This window comes from Cryobacterium sp. 10I1 (genome assembly GCF_035019805.1).
GTDB classification, from domain to species: Bacteria; Actinomycetota; Actinomycetes; order Actinomycetales; family Microbacteriaceae; genus Cryobacterium; species Cryobacterium glucosi.
In genome coordinates, this window is the sequence record NZ_JASJVF010000092.1 from 1 (window position 1) to 11,976 (window position 11,976).

An 11,976-nucleotide genomic window follows, 5' to 3' on the forward strand; every position below is an offset into this window, starting at 1 on the left:
CTTCCAGCTCGAGCAGCACGGCCTCCCCCACCCTCACGGCCATGGGGCTTCCCGCGGAGGTCGCCCAGACCGCAGTCCGGTTCACCCTTGCCTCGTCGACGACCGGAGCAGAGCTCTCCGAAACGGCCCGGGCCGCCGGTCTCGCTGTCGCGACAATCCGAGGTCTCGGCCGACGCTGAATCGGGCCGTGGAATCTGCGGAATTTCTACGAATCGTAGAAATCGACCAGCCGATCACGTCGAATGAGAAACAGACGGCTAATCAGCCAAAATGCTCAATTGAAACGTCGCAATCCCGGCACCCTGCCCATCGTTAAAGATGCGTCCCTCGGCGCGGGGTCGTAAGCTTGCCTAAAGAGGCGAAAAGCCCAAGTTGGGCCGCCGAAGAGGGGCACCATGACCATTACGGACAAACCAGTCACTGAGTCACTTGCTAGCCAAATCGACTCACTCGTTCAGGGAGCACAGCAGGCGCTCACCGAATACGCTGACTTCACCCAAGAGCAGATCGACCACATCGTAAAAAAGGCCTCCGTCGCGGCCCTCAGCAAACATGCTGAGCTCGCCGTCCACGCAGTAGCCGAAACCGGTCGTGGCGTATTCGAGGACAAGGCCGTGAAGAACCTGTTCGCGTGCGAGCACGTCACGAACTCGATGCAGAATCTTAAGACCGTCGGCATTATCAGCCGCGACGCTATTACCGGAATTACAGAAATCGCCGAGCCGGTCGGTGTTATCGCAGGTATCACCCCGGTGACCAACCCCACCTCGACTGCAATCTTCAAATCCCTTATCGCCATTAAGACCCGCAACCCGATCATCTTCGGCTTCCACCCGGGAGCCCAGCAGTCTTCTGTCGCAGCTGCCCGCATTGTGCGCGACGCGGCAATCGCCGCCGGCGCCCCCAAGAACTGCGTGCAGTGGATCGAAGTTCCCTCCCTCGAGGCGAGCACGCTCCTGATGAACCACCCCGGTGTTGCGACCATCCTCGCGACCGGTGGCAACGCAATGGTCCGCGCCGCGTATTCCTGCGGCAAGCCGGCCCTCGGCGTCGGTGCGGGAAACGTTCCGGCATTCATCGAGAAGAGCGCCAAGCTCAAGCGTGCCGTCAACGACGTCGTGCTCTCGAAGTCCTTCGACTACGGCATGATCTGCGCTTCCGAGCAGGCCGTCATCATTGAAGAGCCGCTCTATGCAGAGGCACTCGTCGAATTCAAGAAGCTGCACGCGTACCTCGTGACCCCGGCGGAGAAGACCCTCCTCGAAGAGTTCATCTTCGGTGTCCAGGCACACTCGGAAAACTGTGGCGGCGCCAAGCTCAACGCTTCCGTCGTCGGCAAGTCGCCGGTGTGGATCGCGCAGCAGGCCGGATTCACCGTTCCCGAAGACACCTCGATCATCATGGTCGAGGTCGGCAGCGTCGGACCGCAGGAACCGATGACGCGCGAAAAGCTCGCCCCGGTGCTCGCCGTCCTGCACGCCAAGGATGCAGAAGAGGGCATCACGCTCTCCGAGCAGATGGTGGAATTCGACGGACTCGGCCACTCCGGCTCGATCCACAGCGAGAACCCCGCGATCATCGAGGAATTCGGTATCCGCGTCAAGGCCGTCCGGATCATCACCAACGCCCCGAGCTCGCTCGGTGGCATCGGTGACATCTACAACGCCTTCATCCCCTCGTTGACGCTCGGCTGTGGCTCGTACGGACACAACTCCGTTTCGAACAACGTGTCGGCCATCAACCTCATCAACATCAAGCGGATCGGTCGAAGGAACAACAACTTGCAGTGGTTCAAGGTCCCCGCCAAGACGTACTTCGAGCCGAACGCCATCCGCTACCTGGCGGACATGCGCCACGTCGAACGCGTCACCATCGTCACCGACGCGACCATGACGAAGCTCGGCTTCGTTGACAAGATCCTCGACGTGCTCAACCGTCGCGAGAACCGCGTGTCCCTCCAGATCATCGACAACGTGCTCCCCGAGCCGACCGTCGCCGCGGTCAAGAAGGGTGCAGAGGAAATGCGCGCCTTCAAGCCCGACACGATCATCGCCCTCGGTGGCGGTTCGCCCATGGACGCCGCGAAGGTCATGTGGCTCCTGTACGAACACCCCGAAATCGAATTCGCCGACATGAAGGAAAAGTTCTTCGACGTGCGCAAGCGCGCGTTCAAGTTCCCCGACCTCGGCGAACTGGCCCAGCTCGTCTGCATCCCGACCACCTCGGGTACCGGTTCGGAAATGACGCCGTTCGCGGTCATCACCGATGAGGTCTCCGGAGTCAAGTACCCGCTCGCGGACTACGCACTCCTGCCGAACGTCGCGATCATCGACCCCGCGCTCACCGCCGCAATGCCGTCCTTCCTCGTCGCCGACTCCGGCTTCGACGCTCTGACGCACGCGACAGAGGCTTACGTGTCGGTCTACGCGAACGACTTCACCGACGGCATGTGCCTGCACGCGATCAAGCTGATCTTCGAGAACATCGAGACCTCGGTCAACGGCACGCAGAACAGCACCGACGACAAGGTCATCAAGGCGCGCGAGAAGATGCACAACGCATCCTCGATCGCTGGCATGGCGTTCGGTAACGCGTTCCTCGGAATTTGTCACGCGATGGCTCACGTCACCGGCGCCCAGATGCACCTCATCCACGGACGAGTGAACGCGACCTACCTGCCGCACGTGATCCGCTACAACGGCAAGATCCCGACCAAGCTGACCAGCTGGCCCAAGTACGAGACCTACATCGCTCCCGAGCGCTTCCAGCAGATCGCGAAGCACCTGGGGCTGCCGGCCTCGACTCCTGAAGAGGGCATCGAGTCGTACGCGACCGCCGTTGAGAAGCTGCGCGACGCCGTGCACATCAAGCCGTCGTTCCAGGCCCAGGGTGTTGTGGAGGAAGACTTCATCGGTCGCCTCGACTCGCTCGCCATGGGTGCATACGGCGACCAGTGCGCACCGGCCAACCCGCGGATGCCGATGCTCGCCGACATGAAGACCATCATGGAGGCCGCGTACTACGGCACCTCGTTCGAAGAGGTTCGTGCCGGTCGTTCGGCCGCAGCGGCCGCCGCCGAGTCCAACACGGACGCCAAGAAGCCGGCCCGCAAGGCAGGCAAGTAGGTCTTCACCCGCTGAATCAGTACTGAAACAGGTTGGGCCCCGCACTTCGGTGCGGGGCCCAACCTGTTTTTCGGCTGTTATCGGTTCTGGGGGAAGCCCAGGTTGATGCCTCCGTGGCTCGGGTCGAGCCAGCGGCTGGTGATCGCCTTGCCGCGGGTGAAGAAGTGCACGCCCTCTGCGCCGTGGGCCTTGGTGTCACCGAACAGCGAGTTCTTCCAGCCGCCGAACGAGAAGTACGCGACCGGGACCGGGATGGGCACGTTGATGCCGATCATGCCCACCTCGATCTCGTTCTGGAACCGGCGCGCGGCCCCGCCATCGTTGGTGAAGATCGCGGTGCCGTTGCCGAACGCACCGGCGTTGATCAGGGCGACGCCCTCCTCGTAGGTGTCGACCCGGACGATGCCGAGCACCGGGCCGAAGATCTCCTCGGTGTACGCCTTCGAGGTGACGGGGAGGTGGTCGATTAGGGTCGGGCCGAGCCAGAACCCGTTCTTGTCTCCGTCGACCTCGATGCCGCGACCGTCGACGACGATCGTCGCGCCGTCATCCGCTGCGATCTCGATGTAGCTTGCGACCTTGTCGCGGTGAACTTCCGTGATGAGCGGGCCCATGTCGCACGAGCGACGCCCGTCACCGACGGTCAGGGCCGTCATCCGGGAAACGATCTTCCCGACCAGCTCGTCGGCGACCGGTTCAACCGCGACGACGACGCTGATGGCCATGCACCGTTCCCCGGCACTGCCGAAGCCGGCATTGACCGCCGAGTCCGCGACAAGGTCGAGGTCGGCGTCCGGAAGCACGAGCATGTGGTTCTTGGCGCCACCGAGTGCCTGCACCCGCTTGCCGTGCCGCGTGCCGGTCTCGTAGACGTAGCGGGCGATCGGGGTCGATCCGACGAAGGAGATCGCCTTGACGTCGGGGTGCGTGAGGAGGCCGTCAACGGCCACCTTGTCCCCGTGCAGGACCGTGAAGACGCCGTCGGGTAGACCGGACTCCTTGAGGAGCCTGGCGAGCCAGATGGCTGCGCTCGGGTCCTTCTCGCTCGGCTTGAGGATCACGGTGTTGCCGGCCGCGATGGCGATCGGGAAGAACCACATCGGCACCATGGCCGGGAAGTTGAACGGGCTGATGATGCCGACGACGCCGAGGGCCTGGCGGGTCGAGTACACATCGACGCCCGTGGCGACGTTCTCGGAGTATTCGCCCTTGAGCAGGTGCGGGATGCCGCAGGCGAATTCGACGACCTCGAGCCCCCGCGTGATCTCGCCGAGGGCATCGGAGAGCACCTTGCCGTGTTCACTCGTGAGGATCTCGGCCAGCTCACCCTTGCGGGCGTTGAGCAGTTCGCGGAACGTGAAGATGATCGACTGCCTCTTGGCGATCGACAGGTCGCGCCACGCCGGGAACGCGGCTTTGGCGGATGCGACGGCGGCTTCGATCTCGCCGGCGTCGGCGAGGGGGACGTCTTTCGTGATGGTGCCGAGGGCCGGGTCGAAGACCGGAGAAGTACGGCCGGACACCCCGGCGTGCTCGGCGCCATCGATCCAGTGCGGGACAACGGGTACTTCGCTCATGGCACTCATCTCTCTCGGACAACGACGTCGGGGAACGGGTCGATTCTGACACAACCCACCGCAATCCACGGGTTCAGGCAGGCCCTAGGCTGGAGCGGTGCAATTCTCCCTCTGGCTGGCCCTCGTGGGTGCGGGTGCGCTGATCAGTTTCACGCCCGGGGCTGGGGCGATCAACACCATGAGCAATGCCCTCAATTCCGGGTTCCGCCGCTCCATCTGGGGCATCCTCGGCCAACAGGCTGCACTGGTCGTGCACATCACGATCGTTGCCCTCGGCGTTGGGCTGCTCGTCGCCAATTCGCCTGTCGCATTCAACATCATCCGCTATGCGGGCGCCGCGTACCTCGTCTACCTGGGCATTCGGCAGTTCCTCGCGAAGCCGAGCCTGGACGCCGAGAGCGCCCGGGCTCTCCGTGACGAGCCGCGCTGGTCGATGTTCCGTCGCGGCCTGTGGGTGAACCTGCTCAATCCGAAGGCGATCGTCTTCTTCCTGGCCTTCCTCCCCCAGTTCATCCGGCTCGACCGCCCCGCGCTCCCGCAATACCTGATCGCGGCAGCCACGGTGATCGTGATCGACGTGCTCGTGATGTGGCTCTTCTTCGCGGGAACGGCGCGGTCATTCCAGCGCTTCACCAGGGACGCGCGCGGCCAGCGGGTACTCAACCGCATCTTCGGAGTTCTCTTCGTCGGCGTCGGCATTCTGCTCGCTGCGATCCACTGACCGATCACCGGCGGCCCACCGGAGTAAGGCTCACTCCCGAGCGAGCCGGATGGTCAGGAAGACGCTGCTGGGGTCGAGGGTGTACCCGGCGAACGGCGGGCATTCGACGAAGCCGGCGCGCAGGTACAGCCGCCGGGCCGGGGCGAAAGAGTCCTGGGTCCCGGTTTCCAGGCTGACGCGCCCGATGCGCCGGTGGAGTGCGTCGTCGAGGATGTGCGAGAGGAGCCCGGCCGCCACTCCGCGACCGCGCGCCTCCCGCGTTGTGCGCATGGACTTGAGCTCGGCGTGGTCACTCGTCAGCTCTTTCAGGGCCCCACAGCCGACCAGGGTGCCGCCTTCCCGAGCGGTCCAGAATCGGATCTCCGGTGCGGACAGGGCTTCGAGGTCGAGGGCGTGGACACTCTCGGCCGGCGAGGAGGCGAACATATCCGCAAGATGCTCGTCGAGCAGCCGATGGACGTCCGGTCGCGCAGGATCGTCCCTGTCGACGGTGAACATTCAGGCATGCCCGGTCTCGGCGTAGGCCAGGGGCCGGGTCGTGGGGCAGGTCATCCACCGAGGGTATCGGTTCCGGGTATGAAAAAAGCCCCCGGAACCTTACGGTTCCGGGGGCATCTGTTGCGGGGGCAGGATTTGAACCTACGACCTCTGGGTTATGAGCCCAGCGAGCTACCGAACTGCTCCACCCCGCGCTACAAGAAGTAGCTTATCACAGCCTTGAGGCCCAGTCGAACCACGCGGCGCCGTGCATGCTGCGCGGGTTCTGTGCCGGCGCTCGTGCGTTGTGCCACACGCACGGACGGCCGGCTCCCCGAGGGGAACCGGCCGTCACGACCACGGATGCTGTCCGCGGCCGGTGCTGCTGTCTGCTACTGGCCCAGCAGGGCGAGCATGCTCGCGACGGTGTCGGAGAGCTTCTTGTCCGCCACACCGTAGGCCGCGAAGTCGCCGGCGGTCAGCGCCGCCTGCTTGTCGGCAATAGCCTGCTTGGCGACGGCCAGGAGCGCCTGGAGCTGGGCATCCGTTGCCGGGTTGCCCGTCGTCGTCGAGGGTGTCGTGGTGCCGCCTGTCGTCGGCGTCGTCGTTCCGGTGGTCGGCACCGAAGTGTCACCGGCCTGCGCACCCGAACTGCCGCCGAAGAGCACGTCGAGCGCCTTGTTCAGGGTGTCCTCGAAGGCGATCTGGTCACCGAAGGCCACGAGAACCTTCTGCAGCAGCGGGTAGCTGGTCTCACCCGTCGACTGCACGTAGACCGGCTGCACGTACAGGAGCCCGCCACCGACGGGCAGCGTCAGCAGGTTGCCGTTGAGCACCTTCGACTGGCCCTGCTTCAACAGGTTGAGCTGGGTCGATACCGTCGGGTCGGCGTTGAACTTCGCCTGCACCTGACCGGGGCCAGGCACCGTGTTCGCCTTCGGCAGGGTGAGCAGGCGGAGCTTTCCGTATTCCGCCGATCTGACTCCGTCGGTCGCGCCGGCATCCGAGTCGACGGCGAGGTACCCGGTGAGCACGTTCCGGCTCGTGGTACCCGTCGCGTCCGGGATGAAGGTCGAGTACAGGGTGAATGCCGGTTTCTCCGAACCGGGCACCTGCATCGTGAGGTAGTACGGGGGCTGGAGAGTCGTGTTCGTCGACGGCGACACCGGGTCGTTCGGCGTCGTCCACGCGTCGTCGTGCGAGTAGAACGAGCCGGGGTCTGTCACGTGATACTGGCTCAGGATGTGGCGCTGCACCTTGAAGAGGTCGGCCGGGTACCGGACGTGGCTCATCAGCTGGCCGCTCATATCGCTCATGGGCTTGACCGTGGACGGGAAGATCTTCTGCCACGTCTTCAGGATCGGGTCCGTGGTATCCCACGCGTAGAGGGTGACCGAGCCGTCATAGGCGTCGACCGTTGCCTTGACCGAGTTGCGCATGTAGTTGATCTTGTCGAGCGCGAACGGCTGTGCGGGCGTCTCGGTGTCCGTGATGGCGTCGCTCAGGCCGACCGGTGTCGAGTACGGGTAGTCCGCGCTCGTCGTGTAGCCGTCGACGATCCACTTGACCCGGCCGTCGACGACAGAGGGGTATGCGGAGGAGTCGAGGGTCAGGTAGGGGGCGACCTTCTGCACGCGCGTGACGGGGTCGCGGTCGTAGAGGATCTGCGACTGGTCGTTGACGTCGTTGGCGAGGAATATCTGCTCGGACTGGAACTTCAGCGCATAGATGAGCTTGTTGAACGCGTTGTCGAGCTTCGGACCGCCGTTGCCGGTGAACGTCGTGTAGGTCTGCTGGGCGCCATCGGTGCCGGACGGATAGTCGAGCTCGACGGGCTTGCTGTCCGCCGCGGCCCCGACGATCGAGTAGGTCGGTGAGTTCTCACCGAAGTAGATCCGCGGCTCGTAAGTTCCGAGCGATCCGGTCGTCGGGATGCCGGACTCGAGGAACACGGGCTGGCCGTCTGCCGAGCGCTGGTTGCCGTATGCCGCGACGACGCCGTACCCGTGGGTGTAGACGATCGTCGAGTTCACCCAGGTGTTCCCGGCGTTGAGCCCGGACAGCTTGAGATCACGGACGGAGACGACGGTGTCCTGGGACTTGCCGTCGATCGTGTACCGGTCCACATCGAGGTTCTTCGGGAACTGGTAATACTGCTTGAACTGTTCCAGCTGCGAGAAGGCGTCGCTCACGAGGGCCGGGTCGAGGATCCGGATGTTGGCGGTCGTCGTCGCGTCCGCCCGGAGTGCCCCTGGCTCTGCGGTCGTCGTCGCGTTGTACGGGACCTCGGTGACACCGGAGAGGTCGTATGCGTTCCGGGTGAGATCGATGTTCCGTTGGATGTACTCGGCCTCGAGGGACTTCGCGCTCGGGTCGACCTGGAAGCGCTGCACGACCCACGGGTAGAGGGAGCCGAGCAGGAGGCTTGTCACGATGAGGAGCGCCGTGCCGATCACGGGGAGGCGCCAGCGACCGATGATCGCCGTGACGAGGAAGAGGATGGCGACGACGGCGGCGATGCCGGCGAGGATCGCCCGTCCGGGGATGGTGGCGTGGGTGTCGGTGTAGCCGGCACCGGTGATCAGGTCGTTCGTGCTGGTGAGCGTCGAATACTGGTCGAGCCAGATGCTGAGCGCCTGCAGGACCAGGTAGAGACTCGCCGTGACGGCGATCTGGACGCGAGCGGCCTTGGACACGAGGATTTCGCGGCCGCTGACCCGGATCGACCCGTACAGGTAGGTGGTCGCGATCGCGACGATGGCCGAGATGAGGACGACGGCGGATGCGAAGCCGAGGAACGCCTGGAAGAACGGCAGGTCGAACAGGTAGAACGACACGTCGAGGTGGAACTGCGGATCGGTGGTGCCGGTGTCGGTGCGGTTCAGCCACATCAGCACGACCTGCCAGCGGGTGGCGGCCGCGACGCCGGCGAAAAGGCCGAGCAGAGCGGGGATGCCGTACATGGCGAGGCGGCGGAGCGGCTCGATGACCTGCTGGTAGCGGTCGAGCTGCGAGTTGAGCTTCGCGTAGACAGGACGCATCCGGTAGGCGATCTGGATGCTGACGAAGACCGGGATCGCCATGGCGAGGAAGCCCACGAAGAAGAGAGCGGCTCCTGCCGCCCACTGGGTGGTCAGTACGCTCAGGAAGCCGAGCTGGTTGAACCAGAGCACATCGGCGTACAGGCCGGCGAACACAAAGAACAGGATCACCAGCCCCGCGATGATGGCGGCCGTAATGGCGAGGGGGGCACGACTCCTGCGAGGAGCGTTTCCGGTGGATTGTGACGTCACGAATGGGCCTCTTGGTCTGTAAATCGGCGGTCAGGCCTCATTCTAGACAGGGGTTCTGGGAGCAGGCCTGCCAGCCGGCCCCAAGCCGGCTCAGAGTTCCCTGCAAGGCCGCTGGGGTATCCCCCGTTATTGCACGGGGCAGTGCGGGAGTGCGCTCGTGTCCGCCCCGGACTTGATGGCGTCCAGCGCGGTGAGTGCCTGGTCGAGGGTCGTGACCGAGAAGACCGTGAGACCGTCCGGGATGTGCCCGGTGACCTCGTCGCAGTCGTCCGCGGGGGCGAGGAACCAGTCTGCTCCGGCGCTCCGGGCGCCTGCGAGTTTCTGGCGGATGCCGCCGATCGGGCCGACCGTGCCCGCCTGATCGATCGTGCCGGTGCCCGCGACGTTCTCGCCGCCCTGGAGGAGCCCGGGGGTGAGCTTGTCGATGATGCCGAGCGCGAACATCATGCCGGCGCTCGGGCCGCCGACCTGGTCGAGCTGGATGGTGACCGTGAACGGGAACTGATACTCGGTCTTCACGTTGATCCCGATGATCGCGGAGCCGTCCGAGTCGACGGGGGTGACCGTGAGGTCCTGCGCGACGCCGCCGCGCACGATGCCGACAGTGGCCGGAACGCCGGCGCCGTTCGCCGTGAGCGCGGCACGGAGGGAGGCGATGTCGGTGACGGCGGCGCCGTTGACGGTGGCGATCTGGTCGTCCGCTTTGAGGACGCCCGTCGCCGGCGAACCGTCGGGCAGCGAAACAACCGAGACGATCGTCGGGTAGGTGTAGCCGAGGTTCGTCAGGGCGGCGGCGATCGCATCCTGCTGGGAGTTGACCATCTGCGCGGTGTTCTCCTCGTCGCGCTGCTGCGTCGTGGTGTTCGAGGGGAACGCCGCCTCGATCGGGATGACGGCCTGGCTGGAATCCAGCCACGCTCCGGCGACCTTGAGCCAGCTCGGGCGGTTGTCCGGGTTGCCGACGAGGGACACGGTGAGCATGTCCAGCGTTCCGTCGGTCGGGAAGGTCTCCGCGCCGTCGATGGTGATCAGGGGCCTGTCCGCACCGTCCTCAGAGATGGTCGAGCCGATGGTGTTGTAGACGGGGCCCGGCTTCTCGATCACGTATGGGGCCGGGGTGACGCCGAGGATGATGCCGCAGGCCAGGGCGATGCTGAGCACGATCCAACCGGCCTTGCTTGCCCGCCGGGAGCGCGGCGATCGCTCTTCCCAGGTGGTGCCGGAGTCGGATGGCGTCGGGTCGTCGGTGAAGAGGGCCACCGGGCTCCTTCCAGGTTATGCCGGGCGTTCGCGGCAAGCGGACACCAGACCTCTCAGCGTAGGTCATTTCCCAGTTCGGGCCGGGCGTCTCGGACTAGCGTAGAAGCAAGCGACTGAGAGGTGCCTGAAGTGCCCGACGACTCCCGACCCGACGAGGGTCCCAACCCGGAAGACGAATTCCGGGACATGTTGCGCGACATCCTGTCGGGCAAGTCCTCCATCGATCCGAGCCAGCTCGCCGGAGCCGCCGGCCTGCCGGCAGACCCGGCCAGCATCAACGCTCTCATGCAGCAGTTGCAGGGTGCCCTCCGCGGCAACGGCGAGGGCGGCATCAGCTGGGACGCAGCGCTCACGCAGGGCCAGAACAAGGCGGCCGAGAGCCAGGTCTCGGTGACTCCCGCCGAGCACGCCGCCCTCGACCAGGCGTTCCACATTGCTGCGCTCTGGCTCGACGAGGTGACCGACATCGCCGAACTCACGGTGGTCCCGCGCCTTCTCACCCGCAAGGAGTGGGTCACGGAATCCATGCCGGTCTGGACCCAGTTGGCGGAGCCGGTCGCGAACAGCATCTCCGATTCCCTGACCAAGGTCCTCACCGACCAGGCGCCGGAGGAGCTCAAGGGCATGATGGCCGGCGCGAGCAAGATGATGCGCAGCATCGGAGGCACCCTCTTCGCCATGCAGCTCGGCCAGGTCGTCGGCCAGCTCGCGAGCGAGGTCGTCTCAGGAGGCGACATCGGCATCCCGCTCATGACCGACCAGCAGGCCGCCCTCGTGCCGCAGAACGTCGCGGCCTTCGGCGAAGACCTCGACGTGCCGATCGACCAGGTTCAGATCTACCTTGCCGTGCGGGAACTCGCCCACGCCAGGCTGTTCCGGCATTCGCGCTGGCTGCGCCTGCGGCTGATCAGCTCGATCACCGACTTCGCCCACGACATCAGCATCGACTCAGGGCGTCTCGAAGAACTCGCCGAGGGCTTCGACCCGTCCAACCCCGAGGAACTGCGGCAGGCGATCCTGAACGGATCGCTGATCCCGCCGAAGTCGGAGACCCAGCTCGCCGCCCTCGCGAGGCTCGAGACGATGCTCGCGCTCGTCGAAGGCTGGGTCGACGTCGTGACCGTCGAGGCCACGAGCAGGCTCCCCCGCGCCGATGCCATCAACGAGACCGTCAAGCGCCGTCGCGCCTCGGGTGGTCCGGCCGAGTCCGCGTTCTCGACCCTCGTCGGGCTCGAGCTGCGTCCGCGCAGGCTGCGCGAGGCCGCCGCGATGTGGCAGGCCGTGACGGATGCCGTCGGTAACGACGGTCGTGACGCGCTCTGGGCGCACCCCGACCTTCTGCCGACGTCAGCGGACCTCGACGACCCGAAGGCGCTCGTCGCGCGGCTGACGAGCACGGCCGCGAGCGTCGCGGCGGGCACGGAACCCGAACTCGACGAGGTCGACCAGGCACTCGAAGACCTGCTGCGCGAGGACGGCCCCGACCGCCCCCACGAGGAGTAGCCCCGCGCCTAGAGCAGGCC

Annotated in this window: 7 protein-coding genes and 1 tRNA gene; 3 read left to right on the top strand and 5 right to left on the bottom strand. The window is 65.5% G+C overall.

The genetic code is table 11. The features are described 5' to 3' along the window. The first annotated feature begins 395 nt into the window (after positions 1-395). Positions 396-3,125 (top strand): bifunctional acetaldehyde-CoA/alcohol dehydrogenase, encoded by a 2,730-nt coding sequence (gene adhE, locus QN345_RS09840; RefSeq protein ID WP_134445843.1) that lies wholly within the window; start codon positions 396-398, stop codon positions 3,123-3,125. A 77-nt stretch (positions 3,126-3,202) separates the two neighbouring features. On the opposite strand, the gene QN345_RS09845 is transcribed toward adhE, so the two are convergent. Continuing rightward, positions 3,203-4,702: a CoA-acylating methylmalonate-semialdehyde dehydrogenase gene (locus QN345_RS09845; RefSeq protein WP_241987402.1), complete on the bottom strand. Its 1,500-nt coding sequence runs from the start codon at positions 4,700-4,702 to the stop codon at positions 3,203-3,205. Between the two features lie 97 nt (positions 4,703-4,799). Here QN345_RS09845 and QN345_RS09850 point away from each other — a divergent pair, with 97 nt between their 5' ends. After that, positions 4,800-5,423: a LysE family transporter gene (locus QN345_RS09850; RefSeq protein WP_134445845.1), complete on the top strand. Its 624-nt coding sequence runs from the start codon at positions 4,800-4,802 to the stop codon at positions 5,421-5,423. Positions 5,424-5,453: 30 nt separating this feature from the next. Here QN345_RS09850 and QN345_RS09855 read toward each other — a convergent pair whose 3' ends face one another. The 4 genes from QN345_RS09855 to QN345_RS09870 all read right to left on the bottom strand — a co-directional run bounded on the left by QN345_RS09855 (position 5,454) and on the right by QN345_RS09870 (position 10,453). Then, positions 5,454-5,921 (bottom strand): GNAT family N-acetyltransferase, encoded by a 468-nt coding sequence (locus QN345_RS09855; RefSeq protein ID WP_322188170.1) that lies wholly within the window; start codon positions 5,919-5,921, stop codon positions 5,454-5,456. A 120-nt stretch (positions 5,922-6,041) separates the two neighbouring features. Continuing rightward, positions 6,042-6,115: transfer RNA gene (locus QN345_RS09860), tRNA-Met, on the bottom strand. Between the two features lie 177 nt (positions 6,116-6,292). Next, positions 6,293-9,193, bottom strand: coding sequence for a UPF0182 family protein (locus QN345_RS09865; protein WP_174774617.1), 2,901 nt, complete (start codon positions 9,191-9,193; stop codon positions 6,293-6,295). 126 nt (positions 9,194-9,319) lie between these two features. Continuing rightward, a complete protein-coding gene (locus tag QN345_RS09870; RefSeq protein ID WP_241975389.1) occupies positions 9,320-10,453 on the bottom strand; it encodes a PDZ domain-containing protein in 1,134 nt (377 codons plus the stop codon). Positions 10,454-10,582: 129 nt separating this feature from the next. Between QN345_RS09870 and QN345_RS09875 the strand changes: the two genes are divergently transcribed. Beyond that, positions 10,583-11,956 (top strand): zinc-dependent metalloprotease, encoded by a 1,374-nt coding sequence (locus tag QN345_RS09875; RefSeq protein WP_370294914.1) that lies wholly within the window; start codon positions 10,583-10,585, stop codon positions 11,954-11,956. Positions 11,957-11,976 lie beyond the last annotated feature (20 nt).